The sequence below is a fragment of the Bradyrhizobium sp. SZCCHNRI1009 genome, assembly GCF_032487575.1.
Classification (GTDB): Bacteria; Pseudomonadota; Alphaproteobacteria; order Rhizobiales; family Xanthobacteraceae; genus Bradyrhizobium.
This window is the reverse complement of sequence record NZ_JAUEUL010000005.1, coordinates 368,954-395,848: the sequence shown is the minus strand read 5'-3', so window position 1 is coordinate 395,848 and position 26,895 is coordinate 368,954. Positions and strand designations below refer to the sequence as shown.

The window sequence follows — 26,895 nt, the reverse complement described above, 5'->3', positions numbered from 1 at the left end:
CGCGGCCTTTGCCGCGCGTACGTTCTCAAGCGGGAAAATGCTCGACATGCGTCTCGGCGGTGCGGCCGAAATAGACCACGCGGCGGCCGGCAAACGACACCAGGTAGCCGGCGCAGCCGGCGGCTTTCGCCTTCTCGCAGAAGGCCACGTAGTTGTAGTCGGCGGGATTTGCCTGCGCCCATCGCACCAGATGCGCGATCTTCCGGGCATCGAAGGCGGGCGCGACGCGTCCGGCTGACGGCTGCATCGCGAGCGTCGCATGGTCGCCGTCGGGCAAATAGCAGGTCTGGGTGTTGCAGCGATAGTCGACGGTGTAGCTCTCGAATCCGGCAGCCATCAGCCGGCCGACGATTTCCGGAAAGCTCAGGCTGCCATCGTGGGCAGCATCGAGGCATGTCTTGGCAATGGAAATCCGGTCCGTGTCCATATCGGCGTCCTTCGATGAATCGAGTGCGTTCAGTCCAACGGGATCGTCTTGAGGCCGCGTCGTTCGGCGAGCGCCTTCAGCAGGCGGTTGAGCGTGTGGTGCTCGCTTTTGCTGAGCACGCCGAAATAGGCTGCGTCGTTCGCATCGGCCAGCGCGGCAAGCACGGGCACCTTGAACCGTCCCTCGGCCGTCAAAGCGAGGCGGTGCCCGCGCTTGTCTTCCGGGTTCTCCGTTCGCGCGATCAGGCCTTTGCTCAGAAGCCGATCCGCAAGCTTGCTGACCGCCCCCCGGGTCAGGCCCATCCGCTGCGCCAGAACGGAGGGGGGCATCGGGCCTTGGTCGTAGAGCGCCCGCATGAACGACCATTCCGCAACCGTGACTCCCTCGGCCGCGACCTTCCGCGCGAATTCCTGCGACACCGCGTTCGACACCATCCGCATCCAGAAGCCGGTATGGTCAGTCAGGTCCGAGACAGGGGTCACGCGATCACCATGTGGTTGACAAGGAAACTAGATGGATTTGGTTTCCTAGTCAACCAAATTCGCGCGGGCGCGCTGCCGGGACGCCGGGGCGGCTGCGGGACTGCGGACAGCCGCAGGCGCCTGAGCAAGTTCATCGACGCCGGGCGGTGGACCGCCGTCACTCTCGGCGGTGGTTGGTGACCGTTGGCACGTTGGAAAAGTCTCTGGCTTGTTTTCACCCGGCTCATGTAAAAGCCCTTTACATGAGCTGGCGCAAGGAAGAGCGCCGCGCCGAGCGCGGCTATCATCACGGCAACCTCAAGGAGGCGCTGCTGCAGGCGGCGCTCGACCTGATCGCGCAGAAGGGGGCCGCCGGCTTCACCTTTGCCGATGCGGCCCGCATGGCCGGCGTCAGCCCGGCCGCGCCGTACCGGCATTTCCGTGACCGCGACGAGTTGCTGTCGAGCATCGCCCAGCGCGGCTTCGAGCAGTTCGAATCCCAGCTCTCTGCGGCGTGGGACGATGGCCGCCCCGATACCGTTACGGCGTTCGAGCGCGTCGGCAAGGCCTATCTCGCTTTCGCCCGCGCGGAGCCAGCGTTCTATTCGGCGATGTTCGAATCCGGTGTGCCGGCCGACTCCACGGCGGGCCTGCTGGCGGCCGGCGAGCGGGCGTTCGGCGTGATCCGCGCCGCGGCCGAGCGGCTGGCGGCGCTGGCGCCGCCTGGCGTGCCGCGGCCACCGGCGATGATGATGGCGCTGCACATCTGGTCGATGGCGCACGGCATCGCCTCGCTGTTCGCCCGTGGCGACGCCGCCCGGCGCAAGCTGCCGATGTCGCCCGAGGAGCTGCTGGAAGCCGAGGTGCTGATCTATCTGCGTGGGCTCGGCTTCCCCACCGATCGCCGGCCTGCCGGGTCCTCCGCCGCCGAGCCGCCGCCGCTGCCGGACGACGACAAGCCGGCCGGGCCCTGGGGCCGCCCGAAATAAGGTTCAAAGACGAGCGAGAAATAATTCGGGCGGCGCGTCAGGCGGTCGCCTTGACAAAATCCCGGGTTGGTCTAGCTATGTAAATGTTATTTACATTCACACGGCATGGCGCCGCGAATGGAGAGGGAGATGGCCTACACCGCAGATGTCAATCGTTGGCGCGGTTCGGAGGAGGAGCAGAGGTACCGGCCCCATATGATGGAGTCGCCCTGGCATCCCGGCTGGATCGCCGTGACCGTGCTCGGCTTCATCATCTGGTGGCCGATCGGACTTGCCCTTCTCTTTTTCACACTCGGGAGCAGAAAGATGGCGTGCTGGAACGGCGGTGATCGCTGGTCGAACAAGATGGAGCGGATGCAGTGGAAGATGGACCGCATGCGCGACAAGATGGAGCGCCGCGGCTTCGGCTTCGGGTTCTCGGCGCCGTCGTCGAGCGGCAACCGCGCCTTCGATGAATACCGCATGGAGACCCTGCGCCGGCTCGAGGAGGAGCAGCAGGAGTTCCGCGACTTCCTGACCCGGTTGCGCCACGCCAAGGACAAGGAAGAGTTCGACGCGTTCATGGCCCAGCACAAGCCGCGTCCGGCGACCCCGCCGAACGACCAGCCCTCGAGCTGATCGCCCCTCACCCTGACGCCGCAGGGCTTTCAGCCCCCGCCCTGACGGCACAAGACGCCCGCCTGCGGTTCCCCGCCGGCGGGCGTTTTGCGTTTCCCGTTACCGTCCGGCTGCGGCGGCTGGCCGCTGCCGACGCCGGCCAAAATGGTCAAGCGGCTGATCACAAAGGCTCTATCTGGCTGGTCCGGCTGGACCTTTGACCTCCGCAATACTCCGCGGTAACCCCGCCTTAACCCCGGACGGGGTTTGGTTAAGGGGCGCTTACGCGCGCCAAGAGCCCTTGTTTTGACACGTTGGCAGAGGAAGCAGGCCGCTTATGGCTTCGGCGGGCCTCTTAAAGCGATCAGTTCAGGGTTTTCTCGCGCAGGCGCTTTCCGCCGCGACAGCATCCGGCATGGAACGGCGGCTGCATGGTCCCGGGCGTCCCGGGATGATTGGTTGAGAGGATACTTGCAGATGTCTGTCGATAGCGGCGGCCTGTCCCTGATCGATCTGTTCGGCAATGCCGGCTGGGTGGTCCGGATCATCATGCTCGGCCTGATCTCCTGCTCGATCTGGGTCTGGGCGATCGCGATCGACAAGATGTTCCTGTTTTCACGCACCCGCCGCTCGATGGACCGGTTCGAGCAAGCCTTCTGGTCCGGGGAATCGATCGAGGAACTGTACCGGGTGCTGTCGGCGAAGCCGACGCAATCCATGGCGGCGTGCTTCGTGGCGGCGATGCGGGAGTGGAAGCGCTCGTTCGAGGGCCATGCGCGCTCCTTCGCCGGCCTGCAGATGCGCATCGAGAAGGTGATGAACGTCTCGATCGCGCGCGAGGTCGAGCGGCTGGAACGCCGTCTCCTGGTGCTCGCCACGGTCGGCTCCGCCGGCCCGTTCGTCGGCCTGTTCGGTACGGTCTGGGGCATCATGACCAGCTTCCAGGCGATCGCGGCCTCCAAGAACACCTCGCTGGCGGTGGTCGCCCCGGGCATCGCGGAGGCGCTGTTCGCTACCGCCATCGGCCTGATCGCGGCCATCCCGGCGACGATTTTCTACAACAAGTTCTCTTCGGAGGTGAACCGGCAGGCGCAGCGGCTGGAAGGCTTCGCAGATGAATTTTCCGCCATCTTGTCCCGTCAGATCGACGAGCGGGGATGAGGGCAGGTATAGTGGCATCCGGATCGTGAGTACCACAGCATGGGCATGAGCATGGGCAGCGCGTCCGGCGGCAGTGGTCGCCGCGGTCGGCGCAAGGCGGCCGTGATGGCGGAGATCAACGTCACGCCGATGGTCGACGTCATGCTGGTGCTGCTGATCATCTTCATGGTCGCAGCGCCGCTGCTCACCGTCAACATCCAGGTCGACCTGCCCCAGGCGCAAGGCGGCTCGGCCTCGACGGCCGACGCCAAGCCGCCGCTCGAGGTGACCGTGAAGAAGACCGGCGGCGGCTGCGCGTCGAAGGTCGACGTGTATCTCGGCGACTCGCCGATCGCGATCAACGAGCTCGGGCCGAAGATCAAGGCGATGAAGGATGCGGGCGCCGGCGGCGCCGACAACGTCGTCAAGATCCGCGGCGACCGTGACGCCTGCTACTCCGACATGATGAAGGTGCTGGGACTGGCGCGCGACGCCGGCTATCGCGCCAGCATCGTCGTGCTGCCGGATCAGGGCTCATGACGTCGAAAGACCTCATCCGGTTCGTGCGCACGCGCAAGGGGACGGTGCTGTCCGTCGCCCTGCACGTGCTCGTGCTGTGCTGGGGTCTGTTCAGCTTCTCCGCGCGCTCGATGGTGGCGCCGCCGGAGGACCTGGTGCCGGTCGACGTGATCTCGGAGGACAACAGCTCGAAGGCCAAGGCCGGCGCCCTGACCGGCAAGAAGGAAGCCCAGAAGCTGCTGGCCGACAAGCTCGGCGAGAAGAAGCCGACCGAGGACATCGTCGGCAAGGTCGATACCAAGCAGGTCGCCGAGACCGATGCTGCGCCCGAGCCGCTGCCGAAGCCGGAGAAGCCGGTCGAGAAGAAGCCCGAGCCGCCGAAGCCGGTCGAGAAGCAGCCGGACACGCCGAAGCCCGTCGCCGAGAAGAAGCCGGAGCCGCCGAAGCCCGCGCCGGCCGAGAAGCCGAAGCCGGAAGAGAAGAAGCCGGATCCGTTCAATCCGGACCAGATCGCCAGCATGCTCAACAAGGACAAGGCGAAGCATCCGCCGAAGCCGCAGCAGGCCGCCGCCGCGCCGCCGGAGCCGCCCAAGCACAAGAGCGAGCGCAAGTTCGACGCCGAGAAGATGGCGAGCCTGATCAATCAGAAGGACCCGACGCGCCAGGCCGTGACGGGTTCGGAGCTGAATGCCAACGCCGCGCTCGGCGCTGTTCATGGCACGGCGGAGAGCAATGTCGCGAGCTGGCAGGCCGCCTTCCAGGAGGCGGTCACGCGCTGCTTCACGACGCCTTATAACGGCGTCGATGAAGACAAGATCGAAGTCGATATCGACATCCAACTCCGTCCCGACGGCTCGCTGGCCGCCGTCCCCTCGGTCGCGGGAACGCGAGGGCCGCCGCGGGTGAGCGCGGCGATGGCGGATAGCGCGAAGCGTGCGGTCGAGAACTGCGCGCCCTACGCGTTTCTGCCGAAGAACCGGTACAATGAGTGGAAGTTGATCCCGACGACATTCAATCTCAAAATGATGAATTCGATGCGAGGCCGAACTTGACGACACCTCCAACGCGCAAGACTGGATTCACCACGCGGCGCCAGGTTCTGCTGGCCGGAGGAGCCGCGATGGCGGCGTGGGGCGCGGGACCCGCCTTCGCTCAGCAGCGTCTGCAGATCAATCCCGGCGAGTTCAAGCCGATCCCGATCGCGATTCCGCCGTTCGTTCCCGGCGGTGCGGGCGATGCCGATGTCGGCAACGGCATCGCGCAGGTGATCACGAACAATCTGAAGCGCAGCGGCCTGTTCGCGCCGGTCGACCCGGCTGCGTTTCCCGAGCGCATCAGCAATTTCGAGGCGCCGCCGCAGTTCGCCAGCTGGAAGCCGCTCAACCTCACCGGGCTCGTGACCGGCCGCGCGACGCGGCAGCCGGACGGGCGCCTGAAGGCCGAGTTTCGGCTGTGGGACCCGAACTCAGGCCAGCAGCTCACCGGGCAGCAATATGTGACGGCGCCGGAGTATTGGCGGCGCATCGCCCATATCATCTCCGATCAGATCTACACGCAGATGACCGGCGAGAAGGGCTATTTCGACAGCCGCGTGGTGTTCGTCGACGAGAGCGGGCCGTCGGAGCGGCGCGTCAAGCGGCTGGCGCTGATGGATCAGGACGGCGCCAACGTCCGCTATCTGACCCGCGGCGCCGACCTCGTGCTGACGCCGCGATTCTCGCCGTCGAGCCAGGAAATCACCTACATGGAGTTCGGGCAGGGCGACCCGCGGGTCTATCTGTTCAACATCGAGACCGGCCAGCGCGAGATCGTCGGCAACTTCCCGGGCATGTCGTTCTCGCCGCGGTTCTCGCCGGACGGCCAGCGCATCATCCTCAGCCTGCAGCAGGGCGGCAACTCCAACCTGTTCGTGATGGACCTGCGCTCGCGCACGACGACGCGTCTCACCGACACGCCGGCGATCGACACCTCGCCGTGCTACTCGCCGGACGGCAGCCAGATCTGCTTCGAGAGCGATCGCGGCGGCAAGCCGCAGATCTATGTGATGGCCTCCAGTGGCGGTGCTGCGCAGCGCATCTCGTTCGGCGAGGGCAGCTACTCGACGCCGGTGTGGTCGCCGCGCGGCGACTACATCGCCTTCACCAAGCAGGGTGGCGGCCAGTTCGCGATCGGCATCATGAAGACGGACGGCTCGGGCGAGCGCATCCTCACCGCCGGCTTCCACAACGAAGGGCCGACCTTCTCGCCCAACGGCCGCGTGCTGATGTTCTTCCGTGACCCCGGCGGCACCGCCGGCCCGTCGCTGTATTCGATCGACGTCTCCGGCCGCTTCGAGCAGAAGGTGCCGACGCCGGGCTTCGCCTCGGATCCGGCCTGGTCGCCGCTGCTGTCGTGACGGCGAGCGAGCCTCTGGGCCCGCTCACGTCGTGGTGGACGCGATTTTTCGAGTCGCGCGATGCGTGTTCCCGTAAAATATGGAACCATTCGTTGCAGCAACCGGGTAGTGTTTGCCTAGTTGGCTGAATTTTCGAGCGAATCCGATCACTTCGCGAGTGCGGAAACGCTCTGCTAACGATGTTCCCTCAGAAAGACTTCACCTGCGAACGGTAATGTTGCGCACCGAACAGGACGCGTGCGCACGAATGCAGCTTGCCACTCAGAACGGAGAAGACGATCGAAAGTTGTCGCCTGCGATCCAGGCGGCTCTCGTCGACTCCCTCTTCCAGGATCCCGGCCCGATGTTCGCCGGCGCACTCTGCGCTGCCGTCGCCGCCGTCATGACCGCGATCAAGAGCGGCGACGTCAATCTGTGGCCGTGTGCCGCGATGCTGATCATCGCAGGAGCGTTCCGCTCGCTCGACATGCGCTACTATCGGAGCCTGTGCGACGCCGGCCGCCTCACGCAGACGGCGGTCGAGCGCTGGGAGGTTCGCTATCAGATCGGCGCCATGATCTATGCACTGGTGCTCGGCATTTGGTGCGTGGTCGCCCTGGTCGACAACAGCGACCCGGTGGTGCACCTGATCGCGATCACGGTGACGCTCTGCTACATGTCGGCGGGCGCAGGCCGGACCTACGGGCGGCCCTGGATCTTCCACGTCCAGATCCTGCTCGCCTGCGGACCGCTCGCAGTGGCTCTCGCGATCCACGGCAGCCCTTATTACCTGGGCATGGCGGCGTTCTGCGTCCTGTTCTTCGTATCGCTGAAGCACATCTCGACCAACCTGCAACGGATCTTCGTCCAGGCCTTTGTGGCGCGCGAAAGCGAGGCTGCACTGGCCAAGCAGTTCGATACGGCCCTGAACAACATGCCGCACGGCCTGTGCATGTTCCGCTCCGACGGGCGTCTGGCCGTAATGAACCATCGCTTCGGCCAGATGATGAACCTGCCGGATGACATCCTGCAGCGTGGCGGCAAGGCGGCCGACATCATCAACGCCTGCGTGATCGCAGGCTCGATCTCCGCTTCGAGCGGCCGGCTGATCCTGGCCGAGATCGAGCACACCAAGACCCATAATGTCATCACGAGCGATCCCGACGTCGCGCGCGACCGGTCGCTGTCCTGGACCTTCCAGCCGATGGCCGACGGCGGCGCCGTGGTCCTGCTCGAGGACATCACCGAGCGGCGGCATGCCGAGGCGCGCATCTCGCATCTGGCGCGCTACGACGAGCTCACGACCTTGCCGAACCGCGTCAGCTTCCGCGACGAGATCGAACGGCTGCTCAGGATTCCGCAGCGGCACGGCGAACTGTCCGCGCTGCTGTTCGTCGATCTCGACCGCTTCAAGCAGGTCAACGACACGCTCGGCCACCCCTGCGGCGATCAACTGCTCTGCGCGGTCTCCGAGCGGCTGCGCGACATGCTGCGTCCGGAAGATTTCGTTGCGCGCTTCGGCGGCGACGAGTTCGTGGTGTTCCAGCGCAACATCCGCTCCAACGACGACGCCGCGATGCTGGCGCGCCGGATCGTCGACCAGCTCAGCGAGCGCTACAAGATCGACAATCACCTGGTCGAGATCGGCGCCAGCGTCGGCATCGCGATGACCGCGCCGGGGATCAGCGCCGACACCCTGCTGAAGAATGCCGACATGGCGCTGTACCGCGCCAAGGCGGAGGGACGTGGCACCTTCTGCTTCTTCCGCGACGAGCTCGCCCAGACGGTGGAAGCACGCCGCATCCTCGAGCTCGACCTGCGCAAGGCGCTGGCGAACGAGGAGTTCGAGCTGTTCTACCAACCGCTGGTCAACCTGAAGTCCGGCAAGATCTCCACCTGCGAGGCGCTGCTGCGCTGGAACCACCCGGTGCGCGGCACGGTCTCGCCGGTCGACATCATTCCCGTCGCCGAGGACATGGGCCTGATCGTCGATCTCGGCCGCTGGATCCTGCGCAAGGCCTGCCTGGAATGCATGAAATGGCCGGATGCGGTCAGCGTCGCCGTCAACTTCTCGCCGCAGCAGTTCCATCAGCGCGATGTGCTCAGTGAGGTCCGCTACGCGCTGGAAGTGTCCGGGCTGCCGCCGCATCGGCTCGAGATCGAGATCACCGAATCCTCGCTGTTGCGCAACACCCAGCTCACCCACGATGTGCTGTCGCAGCTGCACATGCTCGGGGTCCGCATTTCGCTCGACGATTTCGGCACCGGCTATTCCAGCCTCAGCTATTTGCACAACTTCCCGTTGGAGAAGGTCAAGATCGATCGCTCTTTCCTCGAAGGCATCGACAGCGATCGGCCGCTGACTCTGTTGCGCGGTGTCGCAAGATTGTCCGCCGATCTCGGCATGTCGGTGGTGGTGGAGGGCATCGAGACCAACGAGCAGCTCGAATTGGTCAGCGCCGACGGCACGGTCACCGAAGCGCAGGGCTATCTGTTCAGCCGGCCCGTCCCCGCAATCCGCATCCGGCAGCTCCTGAATGCATCGCATGGGCGCCGTTCGAGCGACGGGGCGATCGCGGCCGCCGGCGGGACACGTTCGATCGCTTGATCGCTCGACCTCCGCCTTGATGCGGAGGTGCCGCGAAGATCGACCAGTGGAGGCGAGCCCTGTGCGCTGCATCCCGCCGGTCCGAGCATGGCTCGTATGTGAATGGCGATGTGACAACCCCACGTCGCATCATTCGGAAACATTGCACGTGTATGCCAAGCGAATCCGTTTCGATTTGACACGCAAGTGATCCGAAGCAATCCGTCCAGCACTGCATCCAATCCCGTAAGTCACGGTTAAGTCTCCGGGATTCTACGTGCCGTTAACTTTGTACCGCCGAAAGCTTTGCGTCGGCATTAACCCGCTGTTAAGCTCATACTGCTCGTAGGAGTTGTGTGAAAAGGGGTTGCGGATGAAGTCGGCGGCTAGAGTGAGTGCCGTTGCTGAACAGAAGTCGGATGTGCTGGAGAACGTGGATTATCGACTGGCGCTGACTGCTGAGGACAAGGACGAGATCTATCGGCTGCGCTACCGCGCCTATCTGCGTGAAGGCGCCATCCTGCCGTCGCCCAGCGAACGCGTCAGCGACGAATATGATGATCTTCCCAACAGCTTCATCTTCGGCGTCTACGTCAATGGCGAGCTCTACAGCTCGATCCGCATCAGCGTGCTGAACTCGCAATGGCGCCGATCGCTGTCCTCGGACATGTTCGCCGACCTGCTGCATCCCGAGCTCGATCGCGGCAAGGTCATCATCGACCCGACACGGTTCGTCGCCGACCATGAGAAGGCGCGGCTGTTTCCGGCGCTTCCCTATGTGACCGTCCGGCTCGGCTACGTCGCCTGTGCCCATTTCAACGCGGATATCGGTCTCGCCAACGTGCGCCCGGAACATCGCGCCTTCTACAAGAAAGTGTTCCTGCAGGAACCATGGGGCGAGCCGCGGCTCTACTCCGGCCTCACCAAGCCGGTCGGCCTGGTGGCGGCGCACTATCCGTCGATCCGCGATCGCGTGTTCCAGCGCTTTCCGTTCATGCGATCCAGCGCGTTCGAACGGCGGATGCTGTTCGATCGTCCCGCGCCGGACGCCTTCACTGATTCGTTCAGGATTCAGGCGGTCGCGAAGGCCGGCTGATCATCGGCCGATATCGGGGCCGGTTCGGCCGTCCGGCCGGTTCACACCGTGGCGCTGATGCAAAAATCAGCGAAAAAGCGCCCTGCTGCAGGCGCTGAGCGGCTTGCCTTCACCCTGGCGCCACATTTACAACCCATTAACCATCGCGGTCGCTTTTCGGGTTTCGTTAGCATTTGACGGGGTTCGGCAAGACCCCATCAAGGTTGACGGAACGTTCGCTTAACCATCGCCCTGTAGACCGGATGGCAGTCTAAGAACGTGAGCGTGGAGGCTCCGGGAATGAAATATCAGATGCGTATCCTCCAGGGATTGAAGTTGGCCGCCGTGCTGGCCGTGGCGCTGTCGATGGGCGCCTGCGCCAACAAGAATCTCACCGGGGCCGACGGGGCGATGGCCAGCGCTGCGACTCCAGGCAGCCAGCAGGACTTCGTCGTGAATGTCGGCGATCGCGTCTTCTTCGAGAGCGATCAGACCGATCTCACGCCGCAGGCGATCGCGACCCTGGAGAAGCAGGCTCAGTGGCTGCAGAGCTATCCGCGCTACTCCTTCACGATCGAGGGCCATGCCGACGAGCGCGGCACCCGCGAGTACAACATCGCGCTGGGCGCGCGGCGCGCGCAGTCGGTCCGCAACTTCCTGGCGTCGCGCGGCATCGACCAGGGCCGCATGCGCACCATCTCCTACGGCAAGGAGCGGCCGGTGGCGGTCTGTAACGACATCTCGTGCTGGTCGCAGAACCGCCGTGCGGTGACGGTCCTGAACGCCAGTTCATAAAGCTGAACGAATCCGTTGCTGATGAAGCCGGCGTCGCCCATCGACGCCGGCTTCGTCGTTTCTGGTCGGCGGGTCTCGTCCGGACTTGGTCTTGTCTTCGCTTGAACGTCATTTGTATCTATCGCATTTCTGCTTTACAGCCTCGCTCACAGGCCTGTTTTCAATGTCTCGCCGATCCGGTCGTCAGGGCAGCATGTCATTCATGTTTCTTCCACGGAGCGCCGCCGCGATCCTCGCCGCGCTCGTCATTTTCTCGTGCCAGGCAGTTTCGTCGCGGGCGCTCGCCCAGACCGATGACGATGATCCCGAGATCCGGATTCAGCGGCTCGAAAATCAGCTCCGGCAACTGACCGGTCAGAACGAGGAGCTGCAATATCGCAATCGCCAGCTCGAGGAGCGGCTGCGGCAGTTGCAGAGCGCTGCACCCGGCGGTGCGCCCGCGGCGCAGACCAACGCGGCTGCTCCCGCGCCGGCCAATCCCGCTTACGGCCAGCCCCCTCAGGCGGCCAACGGCCAGCAGCCCTATGGCCAGCAGCCGTACGGCCAGCCGCAACAGGCCTATCCGCAGCAGCAGCCGATCTACGCGCAGCCGCCCGCCGTCGGTGCGCCGGTGCAAATCGTCCAGGAGCCCGCGGCCCCCGGTCGGGGCCGCCGCGGCGATGCGTTCGACCCGAGCCAGAATCCGACCGCTCCAGGCGCCCCGCAGGCGCTCGGCGGCGGCCAGTTGCCGATCCAGCCGGGTGGCGGCCAGCCCGCTGGCCGTCCCGTCGGCGATCCCGCGGCTCTCGCCAACACCGCGGGCGGGCGCTATCCCCAGGGCGCGCCGCCGGCCGCCGCGCCGGGGGCGGGCGGACTGGAGACCGCGCCGCCGCGGCAGACGCCGCGCGACGAATACGACCTCGGCATCGGCTACATGCAGCGCCGCGACTACGCGCTGGCCGAGCAGACGATGCGCAACTTCACCCAGAAATATCCGAACGATCCGATGGTCGGCGACGCGCAATACTGGCTCGGCGAGAGCTTCTACCAGCGTCAGCAATATCGCGATGCGGCCGAGGTCTTCCTCGCCGTGACGACGAAATACGAGAAGTCGGGCAAGGCGGCGGATGCGCTGCTCCGGCTCGGCCAGTCGCTGGCCGCGCTGAAGGAGAAGGAGGCGGCCTGCGCCGCGTTCGGCGAAGTGACGCGCAAATATCCGCGCGCCTCGGCGGGCGTGAAGGCGACCGTCGATCGCGAGCAGAAGCGGGTGAAGTGCTGAGCGCCTGCGGGCGAGGGGAGGCCTCTCGCCTATAACCGGCGGGGCGGATAGGCTGCGGCGCCATGTCGAAGGCCCGTTCCGAAGCCGATCTTGCGATCTCCGCCGCCGAAGCCGAGCGCCTGTTCGCGCCGCTTTCGGCCGCGCCCGCACTGGTGCTCGCCGTATCGGGCGGTCCCGATTCGATGGCTCTGATGTGGCTCGCGGCGCGGTGGCGTGCGGGGCTCGCACAGGGACCGCACCTTGTGGCCGTGACGGTCGACCATGCGCTGCGGCGCGACTCCGCCCGTGAAGCCCGCATGGTGAAGGAGATCGCGCGCCGGCTCGCAATCCCGCACCGGACCCTTCGCTGGACCGACGCGAAGCCGGACACCGGGATTCCCGAAGCGGCGCGGCTGGCAAGATACCGCCTGCTGGCGCGCGCGGCGCGGCAGGCGCGTGCCGGACACGTCGTCACCGCCCACACCCGTGACGACCAGGCTGAGACGGTGCTGATGCGGCTGTTGCGCGGCAGCGGCATTGCGGGGCTCGCGGCGATGGCACCGCTCAGCGAGCGTGAAGGGGTGTTGCTGGCGCGGCCCCTGCTGAACGTTGCCAAAGTCCGGCTGGTAGCGACGCTGCGCTCGGCCGGAATCCCGTTCGCAGATGACCCGACCAATCAAGATCCCGCCTTCACCCGGCCGCGGCTGCGCGCCCTGATGCCGGCCCTGGCCGCGGAGGGCGGCGATGCCCGGACGCTGGCGACGCTGGCCGACCGGCTCGGACGGGCCAACGCCGCGATCGAATTGATGGTGGATGGCGCCGAACGCTATCTCGCACTGCGCGCGGCCGGGAGCAGGCGGGTCGGCGGGGGTCACGGCGAGACCTTCGAGGCGCGCGCCTTTGTCGCACTTCCAGCCGAAATCAGGCTGAGGCTGCTGATCCGCGCGATCAATCGCATTGGAACCGAAGGTCCCGTGGAACTCGGCAAGGCAGAGTCGCTGCTGGCGAGGCTGGACCGGACTCTTGCGGGGATCGCAGATGGTGGTACGTCTGCTCCGGGCAGGCTAAAACAGACCCTGGCTGGTGCACTGGTAAGCATGACGAGAGAGACGATCCGCATCACGCCCGCGCCGCCGCGGCGCTCGCGCGGGATTTGAAGCGGTTCACCGCCTTCGCGGACGCTTAACCACCTGCCTTGGCGACGCTTTCCCGCGCCATTTTTTGAGCGGGAATCGGGCTAGGATGCGATAAATAGTCCTTTCTAGTTCCCTTGGCATTGCCGTGAGTGGTACCTAGATTACGAGACGGTCGACCGGGGGATTCCCTCGTGGCTACCCAGGGATGAGTCCGAGGACTAACGGCCGCGATCCGCGCGACCACGAAGGAAAATCGATGAACGCCAATCTGCGCAATTTCGCCCTTTGGGTCATTATTGTCCTGTTGCTGTTGGCGCTGTTCACACTCTTCCAGAACCCGGGGCAACGCGCGTCGTCGACCGACATCAACTTCTCGCAGTTGTTGACCGAGGTCGATCAGGGCAATGTGCGCGATGTCGTGATCCAGGGGCCGGAGATTCACGGCACCTTCAAGAACGGCTCGTCGTTCCAGACCTACGCGCCGAGCGATCCGAACCTCGTGAAGCGGCTGTACGACGCCAAGGTCAACATCCAGGCCAAGCCGCCCGGCGACAACGTGCCGTGGTTCGTGTCGCTGCTGGTCTCCTGGCTGCCCTTCATCGCGCTGATCGGCGTCTGGATCTTCCTCTCCAGGCAGATGCAGGGCGGCGCCGGCAAGGCGATGGGCTTCGGCAAGTCGCGCGCCAAGATGCTGACCGAGGCGCATGGCCGGGTGACGTTCGAGGACGTCGCCGGCGTCGACGAGGCCAAGCAGGACCTGCAGGAGATCGTCGAATTCCTGCGCGATCCCGGCAAATTCCAGCGGCTCGGCGGCCGCATCCCGCGCGGCGTGCTGCTGGTCGGCCCTCCGGGCACCGGCAAGACGCTGATCGCGCGCGCCGTGGCCGGCGAAGCCAACGTGCCGTTCTTCACCATTTCGGGTTCTGACTTCGTCGAGATGTTCGTCGGCGTCGGCGCCAGCCGCGTCCGCGACATGTTCGAGCAGGCGAAGAAGAACGCGCCCTGCATCATCTTCATCGACGAGATCGACGCCGTCGGCCGCCATCGTGGCGCCGGTCTCGGCGGCGGCAATGACGAGCGCGAGCAGACCCTCAACCAGCTGCTGGTCGAGATGGACGGCTTCGAGGCCAATGAGGGCGTGATCCTGATCGCCGCCACCAACCGTCCCGACGTGCTCGATCCGGCCCTGATGCGTCCCGGCCGCTTCGACCGCCAGGTCGTGGTCTCGAACCCCGACATCATCGGCCGCGAGCAGATCCTGAAGGTTCATGTCCGCAAGGTGCCGCTGGCGCCGGACGTCAACCTCAAGACCATCGCCCGCGGCACGCCCGGCTTCTCCGGCGCCGACCTGATGAACCTCGTCAACGAGGCCGCCCTGACCGCCGCCCGCCGCAACAAGCGGATGGTCACGCAGTCCGAGTTCGAGGAAGCCAAGGACAAGGTGCTGATGGGCGCCGAGCGCCGCTCGATGGTCATGACCGAGGAAGAGAAGATGCTGACCGCCTATCACGAGGCGGGCCATGCGATCGTTGGCCTCAACGTCCCGAGCCACGACCCGATCCACAAGGCGACCATCATTCCGCGCGGCCGCGCGCTCGGCATGGTGCAGTCGCTGCCCGAGGCCGACCGTCACTCGCATACCCGTGAATGGTGCGTCTCCAAGCTCGCGATGATGTTCGGCGGCCGCGAGGCCGAGGTGCAGAAGTTCGGGCCGGAGAAGGTGACCAACGGCGCCACCGGCGATATCCAGCAGGCCACCAACCTCGCGCGAGCGATGGTGATGGAATGGGGCATGTCCGACAAGCTCGGCCGCGTCCGCTACCAGAGCAATGAGCAGGAGGTGTTCCTGGGCCATTCGGTGGCGCGCTCGACCAACATCTCCGACGATACCGCCCGCCTGATCGACTCGGAAATTCGCGGCCTGATCGAGGCCGGCGAGCAGGAGGCGCGCCGCATCATCACCGAGAAGCGCGACGATTGGGAAGCGATCGCCCAGGCCCTGCTGGAATACGAGACGCTGACCGGCGAGGAGATTCTCGACCTGCTCAAGGGCAAGAAGCCGAACCGCGAATCGGCGATCGAGCCGTCGACGCCGCGCGCGTCGGCCGTGCCGCCGGCCGGCAAGCCGCGGCCGCGACCCGATCCCGGCCTGGAGCCGCAGCCCCAGGCGTGAGCCAGGGCGGGATACGCAACAGGCTTCCGACGGTCTGGCTGCGCCTGATCCGGAAGATCGAGAGAGACGACGAGCCCGGCTTGCAGCCGGGCTTTTCGTTTGTTGGAGCTCTGTGCCGATGCTGATCCGACTTGCGCCGCAGGCGCGCGCTGCTGTCGGTCCACGCGCTTAAGTCTTCTTCAAGCGTCCCCGCCTATGTCTCGATGAGGAGGCGCCCATGCAGGCGCGGGGCGAGGTCCAGATGGCTGACAATCCTGATGCCGCCGCGATCCCATCGCAGGGTCGTGACGTTCCGCTCGGCCTGTTCACGGCCTGCTTTGCGCTCGCCTGCATCAACGCCTCGTTCTTCCCGGCCGGACTGTGGTCGGGCACCTGGATCTGGGACCAGGCGGGTCTCGGCATTCCCACCGACTTCGTCAACGTGTGGGCGGCCGGCAAGCTCGCGCTGCAGGGACATCCGGCGCTGGCCTGGGACTGGAACGTGCAGCGCCAGGTCGAGCTCGATCTGCTCCGGCAGGATTTCCCGGGCTACTTTGCCTGGCACTATCCGCCGCCGTTCCTGTTCGTCGCGGCGTTCCTGGCGCAGTTTCCCTACACGCTCGCCTTCGTCGGCTGGGTCTATGCCAGCTTCGTTCCCTATGCGCTCGCGATGCGCGCGATCGTCGGCCGCGGCTTCGGCCTGCTGCTGGCAGCCGGCTTTCCGGCCCTGTTCTCCAACGCGCTGGTCGGGCAGAACGGATGCCTCACCGCCGCGCTGGTCGGCGGCACGCTCTATCTGCTGCCGGTGCGGCCGGTGCTGGCGGGGATCTGTCTCGGGCTGCTGACCTACAAGCCGCAATACGGTCTGCTCTTCCCGATCGTACTGATCGCCACCCAGCGCTGGACCGCGTTCATGTCGGCGAGCGTCACCGCCGTCGTGCTGGCACTGCTGTCATGGCTCGCCTTCGGGCTGGAGAGCTGGCAGGCCTTCTTCCATTGGCTGCCGATGTTCTCGCAGGCGTTCCTGACCGAGGGCAAGGCGACCTGGTGGAAGCTGCAGAGCCTGTTTTCGCTGGTCCGCTATTTCGGCGGCTCGGAAGCGCTCGGCTGGACCTTCCAATGGGTCCTGACCGCAACCGTCGCAGTCGTGCTGGTGACGCTGTGGCGCAGCCCGGTACGTTACGCGCTGAAGGCGGCGGCGCTTGCCGTCGGGCTGCTGCTGACGACGCCGTATCTGTTCATGTACGACATGATGGTTCAGGCCGTCGCCGTGGCCTGGCTGGTGCGGATCGGCCTCGCCGAGGGCTTTCGCCGCTACGAGCTGCCCGCGCTCGGCGGCATCGCGGCGCTTCAGATCACGTTCATGCTGTCCGGGATTCCGCTCGGGCTCGCCGCCAACCTGATCATGGCCGGCCTGGTGCTGGCGCGCGCCGGCTCGTGGTGGCGTCGGCAGCCGGCGCCCGCCGACATGGCGCTCGCGAGCGCCTGACGCTCCGGGCGGGGTCGGGCAGGGTCATGATTTCCCTTGTCTTCCTTCGTGAACAAGTGTTCAGTTCTTCCCACCTTTTGTGAGATCGATCCTCCAAAAACACTGAACCAGCGTTCGCCGGGTGCCCTGGACGAGCGCGTCCGGGACGAGAAACGCCATGGTCTATCGGCGAACCCATCAGGTCGTGAAGCGGCTGGCGGCCCGCCGCAGCGCGATTTTGGCTGCCGCACGTGAGACCGCCGCCGAAGGCGGCATGTCGGCCGTCCAGATCGCCCCGGTGGCGGTCCGGGCCAATGTCGCAGCCGGCACCGTCTATCGCTACTTTCCCTCGAAGGCCGATCTGATCTCGGAGCTGATCGCGGAGGTCTCGCGCGACGAGCTCGCCGCCGTCCGGCGCGCCGCCGATGCCGCGCCCGGTCCATCCTCGGCGCTGGCTGCCGCGGTATCCACGGTCGCAGTGCACGTCCTGTCGCAGCGCAAGCTCGCTTGGGGCATCCTGGCCGAGCCCGTCGACGTCGACGTGACGGCGTCACGGATCGCGAGCCGCCGCGAGATCGTCGGCGAGATCGCCTCGCGGATCGACGCGGCCGTCCGTGCCGGCCACCTTCCGGCGCAGGACACCCAGTTGGCCGCGACCGCGCTGCTCGGCGCGCTGCACGAGGCGCTGGTGGGGCCGCTGGCGACGGAGAATCCCGACGACCCTGCCAAACTCCGCGACACCGTTCAGGCGGTCACCCTGCTGGCGCTGCGCGCGGTCGGCGTCATGGACGCGCGTGCGCGCGGTCTCGTCGTGCAGGCCGTGCTGCCGGTCAGGAGCCTGGTCGGCGCGTAGTCCGCGCTTAAGCAAGGATTCACCCGGCGCGGCGATGGTGAGGCTGGCGTGCCGCGAGAGCACCGCCTTGCCCCACTCCAGGTGCCTCCTCGGACGATGTCGATTGCACGCAACCCTCTGGCGACGCGCCTCGTCATCGCCGGATCGGCCGCCGCCGGCGCCGTCTATGCGTATCTGGCCGGCGAGGACATCAACTGGGACTGGCAGAACTATCACGACTATGCCGGCTTCGCGCTGCTGCATGGCTGCTTCGATGTCGATGTGGCGCCCGGCGGCTTTCAGAGCTTCCTCAATCCGCTGATCTATGTGTTGCCCTATGCCGTCCGCCACGGGCTCGATGCGCCGTGGTGGGGCGTCGCGCTGGGCGCGCTGCACGGCCTCAATCTCGCGCTGGTCTACTGGGTCGCGCGCGTGTTGCTCGGGCGCCTGGCGGACGCGTTCACGCTCAGCGCGGCGATCCTCATCGCGGCCCTCAGTCCGATGGCGCTGTCCGAGGTCGGTACCAGCTTCGCCGACATTCTCACGACCCTTCCGATCCTTGCCGGCATCGCGCTGATCTTCGGGGAGCACGATGAGCGCGGCCGCCGTTTCGTCGCCGCTGGCCTGCTGATCGGCGCGGCCACGGGATTGAAGCTCACCAATGCGACGTTTCTGGTCGGAGCCGGCGTGTCACTGCTGCTGGTGGCGCGGCCGTGGCGCGCGATCGCCGCGTTCGGAGCGGGCAGTGCGGCCGGCGTGTTCGTGACTGCGGGGCCGTGGGCGCTGAAGATGACGCGCGACTACGGCAGCCCGCTGTTTCCGTTCTACAACACGATCTTCCGGTCGCCCGAAGCGCCGCTCGCCTCGATCGTCGATACGCGCTTCATGCCGCAGGGCCTGCTCGATGCGCTCGCCTATCCGTTCTACTGGGTGATCGGCAAGCATCCCTCGTCGGAATGGCCGTTTCGCGATCCGCGCTTCGCCGTCGTCATCGTGCTGCTCGTCGCGCTGATCGTCACCGGCCTGTGGCAGCGGCGCGAGGTGCTGCCGCTGCGCGAGCGGCGGCTCCTGATCTTCTTCTGGCTCAGCTACGTCCCGTGGATGCTGGCCTTCTCGATCCAGCGCTATCTGATGCCGCTCGAGCTGTTGTCGGCGCCGCTGATCGTCCTGCTGCTCATCCGCCTGATTGAGTCCTGGCAGGCGGGCTCTGGCTTGGACGTGTCACCGCCGCGGCGGATGACGCAGGCCGTCGCGGTGATGGCCGCGCTCGGCATCGCGCTGGCATCGCAGCCGACCGACTGGATGCGGCGGCCGTGGTCGGATCCCTACCGGCCGCAGCTCGCGGCCAGCCTGCAACGTCCGGCGACGTTCCTGCTGCTGCAGAAGCCGCTCGGCTACGTCACGTCGTTCCTGCCCCAGGGCTCGCGCGTCTATCAGTTGTCGGAGCTCGTCGTGCCGATCGTGCCCGGCGGCGTGCTCGATCGCCGCGTTCGCAACGGCCTGGCCGATCCGTTGCCGGGCGGCGTCTGGGCGCTGTATTTCTCCAACAGCCCGGAGGACAACCCGCCGCGGCTCGCGGCGCTCGCGGACTACAACCTTGAGATCGATTCATCGCGCGGCTGTGAGCGCATTCCCGGCGCCGCCGGCATTGCGATCGAGGCGTGTCCGGTGATCGCGCGGGTCAAGGCGCCGTCAACGGCCGGACTGGGGTCGACGACGCGTTAGCGTTCGTCTCAGATATGGGCGTCGCTCGACGGCCCGACATAGGCGATCCGCACCATGTTCGTGGTGCCGGGTGTGCCGAGCGGCACGCCGGCGACGATGATGACGCGCTGCCCGGCGCGGACGAAGCCGTCGCGGAAGGCGATCGAGCCGGCGCGCTCGACCATGTCGTCCTGGTCGCGCGCGTCCTCGGCCACCACGCAGTGCACGCCCCACACGACCGACAAGCGGCGCCCGGTCGCCAGGTTGGGCGTGATCGCGACCACCGGCGGCTTCGGCCGCTCGCGCGCGACGCGGATGGCGGTGGAGCCCGACGAGGTCCAGCAGATGATGGTGGGCAGATCGAGATTCTCCGCAATCTGCCGCGCGGCTTCGGCGATGGCGTCGCCCGCGGTCGATTCGGGCTCGGGGCGCTGGGCCGCGATCACGGAGCGGTAGACCACGTCGCGCTCGACCTCCTCGCCGATGCGGTTCATGGTCGAGACCGCCTCGACCGGATATTTGCCGGCGGCCGACTCGGCCGACAACATGATGGCGTCGGCGCCTTCATAGACCGCGGTGGCGACGTCGGAGACCTCGGCGCGGGTCGGCACCGGCGACTGGATCATCGATTCCAGCATCTGCGTCGCCACCACCACCGGCTTGCCGGCGCGGCGCGCCAGCCGCGTCATCTGCTTCTGCAGTCCGGGCACACGCTCCAGCGGCAGCTCGACGCCGAGATCGCCGCGCGCCACCATCAAGGCATCGGAGACGTCGACAATGTCGTTGAGCCGGTCGATCGCCTGCGGCTTCTCGATCTTGGACATCACGGCGGCGCGGCCGCGGATGATCTTCTTGGCTTCCAGCACGTCGTCGGCGCGCTGCACGAAGGACAGCGCGATCCAGTCGATGCCGATGTTCAAGGCGGCATCGAGGTCGGCGCGGTCCTTCGGCGTCATCGCCGAGACCGGCAGGTCGGTGTCCGGCAGGCTCACGCCCTTGCGGTCGGACATCCTGCCGCCGATCACGACCCGGGTGACGGCGCGGGTCGGCGAGGTCTCCTCGGCGATCAGCCGCACCTTGCCGTCATCCAGCAGCAGCGCATGCCCGGGCTGCAGGGCGGCCAGGATTTCCGGATGCGGCAGGTGGACCCGCGTCGCATCGCCCGGCGTCTTGTCCGAATCGAGCACGAAGCTCTGGCCATTGTTGAGCTGAACCGGGCCCTCGGCGAAGGTGCCGAGCCTGAGCTTCGGGCCCTGGAGATCGACCAGAATGCCGATCGGGCGGCCGTAGCTCGCCTCGACGCTGCGGATCGTGGCCACCAGCTCCCGCAGCTTGTCGTGCGGGGTGTGGCTCATGTTGATCCGGAAAATGTCCGCCCCGGCCTCGAACAGCTTGCGAATCATCGCGCTGTCCGAGGAGGCGGGACCGAGCGTGGCGAGGATCTTGATGCGTCGCAGCCGCCTCATGGCTTGGGTGCTTGTCCTGGCGGCAGGGCCGGCGCGGCCGCCGGCGGCGTGCCCTGCGGCCCATTCGGCAGACCGGGGACGTTGCCTCCGGGTCCAAGCGTGCCGGGAATTCCAGGCACGCGCTGCTGCGCCGGCTGCTCGTTGGCCTCGGTGAGCTGTACCGTCCAGGCGCGCTGGTCGCCGGTGTCGACTTCGAAGAAGCCGGTGCGGTCGAAGCCGCGGGCCAGGCAATTGTCGGTGCCCTTGATCGTGAATTCCTTGTCACGCGAGCACATGAAGGCCTGTCCCGACCATTCGCCGCCGCGGTCATAGTCCAGCGCATAGATGTAATAATAGCGCGCCACCAGCGTGCCCTTGAGCAGCGTCTCGCAGCTGCGTGACGACACGTTCCACCAGCCTTCGGTGGTCCAGCCTTCGGAGTCCTTGTAGCCGAGGGCGATCCCGACCCGGCTTGAGGTGTTGTTGCAGAGCCGAAAATCGGCGGCCGCAGGGGAGGACCACAGACAGAGCGCGGCCAGCCCAAGCAGCGAAAGCAGTCCGTAACCGGGGCGGAAGGGATTGCGATGCAGGAGAGAGGAGATTTTCGGGATCATTGCGCGACGCTATATCAACCGTTGAACGATGTCGCTGGGCTTGGCTGCGGCTGTCAACGCCATGACGATCTCGTGCGAAGCCGCTGCGATCGAGCGCCTCGCTCCTCCTGACGGTGCTGCGATATGGCCAAATCCGCGACGAAGCCTCATTATATAGCAGACATCCGTCACGGCGCGGAACAGGGAACAAAGAGATGACGATGGACAGCACCACCCGGACCGAGCTCGAAGCCGCCGCCTTTCGCCGGCTTGTCGAGCATCTGCGGACGAGAACCGACGTTCAGAACATCGATCTGATGAATCTGGCAGGCTTCTGCCGCAACTGTCTCTCCAACTGGCTGAAGGACGCCGCCGACGCCCAGGGAGCGCCAATGACCAGGGACGAGAGCCGCGAGGCGGTCTATGGCATGCCCTACGAGGAATGGAAGGCGAAACACCAGCGTGAGGCCAGCGCCGAGCAGCGCGAAGCCTTCAAGAAGTCGCATCCGGGCCACTGATCAGACGCGCAGGAGCCGCGCTGTCCGGCGCGGCAATGTGCGAATCGGGTGCTGCGCGGGATGGCGACGAAACACAAGTGGCGCGAGCTGCTTGCGCAGGCTTGACGCTGCGCAGGCCAACAAGGTGTGGGCGCTCTGTGGATGAGGTCGATGCCGCCTTGACGCAGGGCACGCCAGATTTGAGGGTCGCGGCGAACACGTAGCGCCCTTTGGCGCCTTCCTTGGACACAGAGTTCCACTCAGGAGTATCAGATGGCCACCTCCGCCGCCGCGAAGGACGACGACTCGCCCGCGACCCGCTTTGCCGTAGACCAGCTCAAGTCGATCATCGAGCGGATCGAGCGTCTCGAGGAGGAGAAGAAGGCGATCTCCGAAGACATCAAGGACGTCTACGCCGAGAGCAAGGGCAATGGCTTCGACGTCAAGGCGCTGCGCACGATCATCCGGCTGCGCAAGCAGGACCCGAACGAGCGCCAGGAAGAGGAAAGCATCCTCGAGACCTATATGCAGGCGCTCGGAATGATCTGAGCAGCAGGCCTCGCTCACCTGCAGGAGATCTCCGCTGCCCCTGACGGGGCATTCGCTTTCTCCCGATCCGGCTCGGCTTGCCGGCGGCATGCGCATGTTGCGGCGATCGACGCCGCACTCCAAACCCGCCGATGCTGAGGAGAACGACTAGCAGGCCGCCGCGGCGTCAGCGCAAGGCTGCCGCGCGCATGGCGAAGGATTTGGTTTCGAGCTTGATGATCGCCGGCCCCGTGAACTGGTCGTAGCTCAGTCCCGGCGTCGGCTCGGCGGCGAAGCTCATCGCCAGCGCGACCTGCGGCTTGACGAAATAGCTGCGCATCACGGTGAGGTCCACGTCGCCCATTTTCGTCACGGACATCGAGGATGAAGCGCTCGGCGTCAGCATGATGGCCCGCATCCAGGTCGAATCGGGACCCTTGGCCGCCGAGATCCGCGTCGCCATCGTGATGGCGCCGTCCTGACCTTGCCCGTTCTTCGCGGCCTCCGGCACCGGCGCGACGCTGCGGGTCGCCGGGCGGCCATTTCGCACCGGGATGACGGTCGTGGAGGCGGCATTGGCGCGATCGAGCGGAGAGGAGGCCGGGGGCGCGAAGGCCATGGCCTGCATCAGGCTCGCGGTCTGCTGCTGATCGATCGACGACAGCGCACGGCGCGCCGTGATCGCGGCAACCTGCTCGGGGGTGGCCTGCTTCGGCGTGCCGGGATTGTCACCCCAGAAGCCGCGCGAATTGATGATGTCGGCGACGCTCTGCGGCGCGCCGTCCCTGGATCTGCTGCCGACGGCGCCCGTCGTTTCGGACTTCGTCTCCGGCTTGGTCGCCACGGGCTGAGCTGCAGATTGCGCATCCGCGGAGGCCAACTGCAGGGCGTTGACGATCTTGCCACGCGCGGTGGCGGCTTTGCTGTCCACCGATCGCTCGGCGGTCCGGCTGTCCTTGTCGGAGTTCTTGTCAGCCGGCTTGGCGGCGAGTGCCGCGGTTTGAACCGGCTTGGCGTCGGCCTTGCTCTCGCTCTCGCCCGACTCCTCGTCATCCTCGCTCGGACGACCGCGGAACAGCCGTGCAAACAGGTTGGGGCTGGACGACGTGTCATCGCCATTGCCGCGCTTCTCGATCTCGGCCTTGGCCAGCTCATAGCCCTTGAGCGGAACGCCGTTGCTCGGCACGTGAACGGTCTTGCCGTCGGGGAACACGCGGGCGAGCTGCTCGGCGGTCATGCGCGGCCAGTGGCGGATGTTGCCGGTGTCGAGATGGACGAAGGGCGAGCCGGAGGTCGGGTAGAAGCCGACGCCGCCGCGCTGCAGGCGCAGGCCGGCAAAGCGGATCTGCTCCAGCGGCACGCCAGGGATGTAGAAGTCCATCGCATGGCCGAGCATGTGCTGACTGTGGCGGGCCACCCCGGAATGCGCCGAGCGCCGGCGCAGCATCGAGTTGGTGGCGGGCGACCGGTACGACGAGATGATCTGGATCGGCTGCTTGGCGTCGACGTCGCGATAGACTTCCCAGAGGATGTCGAACAGGCGGCGGTCCATGACCGTCTCGTCCTGGGTACGCCAGTCGCGCAGGAAATGGTTGAGCTTCTTCAGCGCGTCTTCGTCGTAGCGGCCTTCGCGCTTGAAGGTGACCGTGAGATCTTCGCCGGAATGGGTATGGTGGAAGGAGAGAGTCTTGGTCTCGTTCAGTGCAGCGGCGTCATGCACCGAGCCGGCGCCCAGCACCAGGAGCAGTGCCGCCAGTCCGTATTGGCATCCAGCCTTCCAGCCCGCTCTCGTGAGCGAAACAGATTGGCGCGCGAAAACAGACAGCAAGATGCAGCCCACCCCGTCGACGAGCGTTTACTCGAATACCCTCTTGCGGCCCGTCCGGCGGAAGAGAGAGGAAACGCTTACCTAAGGCGGGATGGTTAAGGGATACTCACCGACCCGCCCCCCAATTACCCTTAACATATACTCTTGAGTGTGGCGAAAAAGAGCCATCGAATCTTGGTTGATCATTGTGGTTAACCTAAAGCAAAGGCCCCGCCGATCGGCGAGGCCTTTGATCTCAAAATGGAATTTGACCGTGATCGGCGGCCTGATCAGCGGGTGAAGACCCGCCGGGCAGGGCGGCCGACCGGCGCCGGCGGCGTCGGCGCGCCGCCGCCGCCAAACAGCCGCTCGAAGAAGTTCGGGCCGGAGGAGAAGCTGTTGTCGCTGAGGCTGACCGAGTTCGGCAGCGGCCCCTTCGGACGCGCGTAGCTCGGCTGGGCATGGGCGACGACGTTCTCGAGATCCTTGCCGCGGCTGTTCTTCAGGATCGCGATCATGGTGGCGTCGCGGCCATAGATGTCCTTGCGGAATTGCAGCTTGCCGGCATCGTCGACGAAGGCGGTCTGGTAGGTGATGTTGACCGGAATCGGCGTCGGGAATTTCAGGTCGATCTCGCTCCGGCCGTACATGCTGCGGATGCGCTCGGGCGTGTAGCGCTCGCCGGGCATGGTGATGTTGAGCAGGACCGACGCGTACTGATCCGGATACTGTACGCGCATGCAGCCATGGCTGAAGGCGCGCTCGTCACGGGCGAACAGGTTCTTGTCCGGCGTGTCGTGCTGATAGACCAGGAACTTGTTCGGGAAGTTGAAGCGAATGCGGCCGAGCGCGTTGGCCTCGCCCGGCGGCTGCGAGATGTGGATCGAGCCGTCGCGCGCGCGCTCCAGCCGGAGCCCCATGCGGTCGAGCACCGTCGGATCCTGCTGCAGGGCCGGCAGATACTCGTTGTAGATGATCGACGGCGGCACGTTCCAGGTCGGATTGACCGTGATGAACTTCATCGTCTCGCTGAGCAGCGGCGTCGCATGCTGCCCGGGCTTGCCGGTCACCACGCGGGTGCTCCACACCTGCGCGCCGTGCTGCATCACCTTCAGCGTGTAGTCGGGGATGTTGAGGATCACATAGGCGTCGCCGATGCCGGGGGCGCCGAGGTCGCGCGGCAGCCAGCGCCAGCGCTCCATGTTGACGAGGACCGTATCGATCTGCTTGTCGCGCTTGGGCGTGTTCAGCGCCTTCACGGTGCGGTCGTCGAGCACCCCGGTCGGCTTGAGGTCGACGCTCTCCTGGAACTTGCGGACGGCGGCGGCGACCTTGGCGTCGTAGCGGATGTCGTCGGCATTCTCGGTGAGACCGAGCTTGGCGCGCAGCTTCGGCACGCGCGGGTCGGACATCTGCGCCTCGGCCTCCGGCGCATTCTTGCCGCGGGCAGGCGTGTATTTCAGCGGCTGGCCTTCGTCGATGATCACGGGCGCGCCGTCGGTGACGCCGCGCAGCTCGGCGAGCTTGGCCTTCAAGAGCTTGTAGAGCTTGTGCGGAGGGTTGTAGCTCTCGAGCGCCGCCGAGGCGTCCTTGGCGCCGGTGACGTTGGCCAGCACCTCGTTGGGGTCGACCGGATGCTCGGGATACTGGATGTCCGCCGAGACCTGCGACCAGTGCATGCGGCCGCTCTGCGCCTGGCGCGCGTAGTCCATCATGCTCTCGGTGAGCCTGAGGTCGGCCTCCGCGAGTGCATCCGGTGCGGAGGCTGCGGCTGCGAAGTCCGGCACCGGATAGTCGCCGGGATTGAGGCCGTCGGCTGCTGCATCCTTGAGACGGGCGATGACGCCCTTCGCGGCGGCGGTCAGGCTGCCGCCCTGGGTCCAGACCGGCGCATAGTCGCGGCCGGTGTAGAACTTCTCGACGGCGGCGCGCTCGGCCTTGCGGTCGAAATACTTCGTCGCCTTGGTCGCCATCAGGTCGCGCAGACGGTCGGCAACGGGCTGGTCGGCGGCGGGAACGGTGCTGGCGGCCTTGACCGGCTCCGGGGCTGTCGCGGTGGCAGGAGCCGCTGCGGGCGGCGTGGCGACGGTCTTGGTGGGATCGGCCGCAGGCGCCGCCGCAGAGTCGACCGGCTTGACCGTGGTCTCGGGCGCCTTGACCTGCTCGGGCGACACGGTTGCGGTGGTGTCGGATTTGGTTGTGTCGAGTTTGAAGTCACTGGCGGTCGGCGGCGGCACGTTGGCCGGCTCGGGGAACGGGATCGCCGCATCGATGGCCAGCTCGGCCGCGCTGTTGCGGGGCGGATCGCTCTGGGCGAAAGCAGAGGTCGAGGACACCGCGAGGAAGGTCGCCGCGACAGCCATGAGCACGCGGTCATATCCGCCACGGGTGGTCACACAATCTCGCATCGTCAATCCCTCGGATGATCTGTCCCGGCTGGAACAGGTGTAACAAGGTCGATCCGCCAGCTTCGGCGTGGGTACCGCCGGTGAGGATGGCTCACGTCTGCACGCAATGATTCACGCCCAAACG

Annotated in this window: 23 protein-coding genes; 17 read left to right on the top strand and 6 right to left on the bottom strand. The window is 66.3% G+C overall.

Features of this window, described 5'->3' with window-relative positions; all coding sequences use genetic code 11:
• Positions 1–25: 25 nt before the first annotated feature.
• Complete coding sequence (locus tag QX010_RS12700; protein WP_316179795.1) at positions 26–427, bottom strand: DUF1398 domain-containing protein; 402 nt, start codon at positions 425–427, stop codon at positions 26–28.
• A gap of 29 nt (positions 428–456) precedes the next feature.
• Positions 457–867, bottom strand: coding sequence for a MarR family transcriptional regulator (locus QX010_RS12695; protein ID WP_316179793.1), 411 nt, complete (start codon positions 865–867; stop codon positions 457–459).
• Between the two features lie 284 nt (positions 868–1,151).
• Here QX010_RS12695 and QX010_RS12690 point away from each other — a divergent pair, with 284 nt between their 5' ends.
• The 15 genes from QX010_RS12690 (at position 1,152) to QX010_RS12620 (ending at position 19,514) form a co-directional block, all read left to right on the top strand.
• Positions 1,152–1,877, top strand: coding sequence for a TetR/AcrR family transcriptional regulator (locus tag QX010_RS12690; protein ID WP_316179792.1), 726 nt, complete (start codon positions 1,152–1,154; stop codon positions 1,875–1,877).
• Between the two features lie 129 nt (positions 1,878–2,006).
• Positions 2,007–2,495, top strand: a complete 489-nt coding sequence (locus QX010_RS12685) for a DUF2852 domain-containing protein (protein WP_315802585.1) — start codon at positions 2,007–2,009, stop codon at positions 2,493–2,495.
• Between the two features lie 456 nt (positions 2,496–2,951).
• Positions 2,952–3,635 (top strand): protein TolQ, encoded by a 684-nt coding sequence (gene tolQ / locus QX010_RS12680; RefSeq protein WP_315717584.1) that lies wholly within the window; start codon positions 2,952–2,954, stop codon positions 3,633–3,635.
• 39 nt (positions 3,636–3,674) lie between these two features.
• Entirely contained in the window at positions 3,675–4,154 is a 480-nt protein-coding gene (locus QX010_RS12675; RefSeq protein WP_315802586.1) for a biopolymer transporter ExbD, read from the top strand.
• The gene (locus QX010_RS12670; protein WP_316179789.1) at positions 4,151–5,185 is read left to right on the top strand and encodes a cell envelope integrity protein TolA; all 1,035 of its coding nucleotides are present in this window, start codon (positions 4,151–4,153) and stop codon (positions 5,183–5,185) included. The genes QX010_RS12675 and QX010_RS12670 overlap by 4 nt, the downstream gene beginning before the upstream one ends.
• Before the next feature lie 68 nt (positions 5,186–5,253).
• Positions 5,254–6,528: a Tol-Pal system beta propeller repeat protein TolB gene (tolB, locus tag QX010_RS12665; RefSeq protein ID WP_315802857.1), complete on the top strand. Its 1,275-nt coding sequence runs from the start codon at positions 5,254–5,256 to the stop codon at positions 6,526–6,528.
• A 247-nt stretch (positions 6,529–6,775) separates the two neighbouring features.
• The gene (locus tag QX010_RS12660) at positions 6,776–9,115 is read left to right on the top strand and encodes a putative bifunctional diguanylate cyclase/phosphodiesterase (protein WP_315802588.1); all 2,340 of its coding nucleotides are present in this window, start codon (positions 6,776–6,778) and stop codon (positions 9,113–9,115) included.
• Between the two features lie 352 nt (positions 9,116–9,467).
• Positions 9,468–10,190: an N-acyl amino acid synthase FeeM domain-containing protein gene (locus tag QX010_RS12655; protein WP_315802589.1), complete on the top strand. Its 723-nt coding sequence runs from the start codon at positions 9,468–9,470 to the stop codon at positions 10,188–10,190.
• Between the two features lie 279 nt (positions 10,191–10,469).
• Positions 10,470–10,964: a peptidoglycan-associated lipoprotein Pal gene (gene pal / locus QX010_RS12650; protein WP_172133860.1), complete on the top strand. Its 495-nt coding sequence runs from the start codon at positions 10,470–10,472 to the stop codon at positions 10,962–10,964.
• 202 nt (positions 10,965–11,166) lie between these two features.
• Entirely contained in the window at positions 11,167–12,222 is a 1,056-nt protein-coding gene (gene ybgF, locus QX010_RS12645; RefSeq protein WP_316179786.1) for a tol-pal system protein YbgF, read from the top strand.
• Between the two features lie 62 nt (positions 12,223–12,284).
• Positions 12,285–13,358 carry a tRNA lysidine(34) synthetase TilS gene (tilS, locus tag QX010_RS12640; protein WP_316179784.1) on the top strand — a complete coding sequence of 358 codons (1,074 nt, stop codon included), beginning with the start codon at positions 12,285–12,287 and terminating at the stop codon, positions 13,356–13,358.
• A gap of 235 nt (positions 13,359–13,593) precedes the next feature.
• Positions 13,594–15,510 carry an ATP-dependent zinc metalloprotease FtsH gene (gene ftsH / locus QX010_RS12635; RefSeq protein WP_315802592.1) on the top strand — a complete coding sequence of 639 codons (1,917 nt, stop codon included), beginning with the start codon at positions 13,594–13,596 and terminating at the stop codon, positions 15,508–15,510.
• A gap of 241 nt (positions 15,511–15,751) precedes the next feature.
• Positions 15,752–16,978 carry a glycosyltransferase family 87 protein gene (locus QX010_RS12630; RefSeq protein WP_316179782.1) on the top strand — a complete coding sequence of 409 codons (1,227 nt, stop codon included), beginning with the start codon at positions 15,752–15,754 and terminating at the stop codon, positions 16,976–16,978.
• A gap of 157 nt (positions 16,979–17,135) precedes the next feature.
• Positions 17,136–17,810, top strand: coding sequence for a helix-turn-helix domain-containing protein (locus tag QX010_RS12625; protein WP_315802595.1), 675 nt, complete (start codon positions 17,136–17,138; stop codon positions 17,808–17,810).
• Between the two features lie 96 nt (positions 17,811–17,906).
• Positions 17,907–19,514 carry a glycosyltransferase family 87 protein gene (locus QX010_RS12620; protein WP_316179780.1) on the top strand — a complete coding sequence of 536 codons (1,608 nt, stop codon included), beginning with the start codon at positions 17,907–17,909 and terminating at the stop codon, positions 19,512–19,514.
• 8 nt (positions 19,515–19,522) lie between these two features.
• Here QX010_RS12620 and pyk read toward each other — a convergent pair whose 3' ends face one another.
• On the bottom strand, positions 19,523–20,959 hold the full coding sequence (pyk, locus tag QX010_RS12615; protein WP_315802597.1) for a pyruvate kinase: 1,437 nt from the start codon (positions 20,957–20,959) through the stop codon (positions 19,523–19,525).
• Complete coding sequence (locus QX010_RS12610) at positions 20,956–21,552, bottom strand: DUF1036 domain-containing protein (protein ID WP_315802598.1); 597 nt, start codon at positions 21,550–21,552, stop codon at positions 20,956–20,958. Before QX010_RS12610 ends, pyk begins: the two co-directional genes overlap by 4 nt.
• A gap of 200 nt (positions 21,553–21,752) precedes the next feature.
• On the opposite strand from QX010_RS12610, the gene QX010_RS12605 reads away from it, so the two are divergent.
• Positions 21,753–22,049, top strand: coding sequence for a DUF1244 domain-containing protein (locus tag QX010_RS12605; protein WP_316179843.1), 297 nt, complete (start codon positions 21,753–21,755; stop codon positions 22,047–22,049).
• Positions 22,050–22,301: 252 nt separating this feature from the next.
• Entirely contained in the window at positions 22,302–22,577 is a 276-nt protein-coding gene (locus tag QX010_RS12600) for a DUF2312 domain-containing protein (protein ID WP_008961835.1), read from the top strand.
• A 166-nt stretch (positions 22,578–22,743) separates the two neighbouring features.
• Here QX010_RS12600 and QX010_RS12595 read toward each other — a convergent pair whose 3' ends face one another.
• Positions 22,744–24,384: a DUF882 domain-containing protein gene (locus QX010_RS12595; RefSeq protein ID WP_316179778.1), complete on the bottom strand. Its 1,641-nt coding sequence runs from the start codon at positions 24,382–24,384 to the stop codon at positions 22,744–22,746.
• 269 nt (positions 24,385–24,653) lie between these two features.
• A complete protein-coding gene (locus tag QX010_RS12590; RefSeq protein ID WP_316179842.1) occupies positions 24,654–26,726 on the bottom strand; it encodes a murein L,D-transpeptidase in 2,073 nt (690 codons plus the stop codon).
• Between the last annotated feature and the right edge of the window lie 169 nt (positions 26,727–26,895).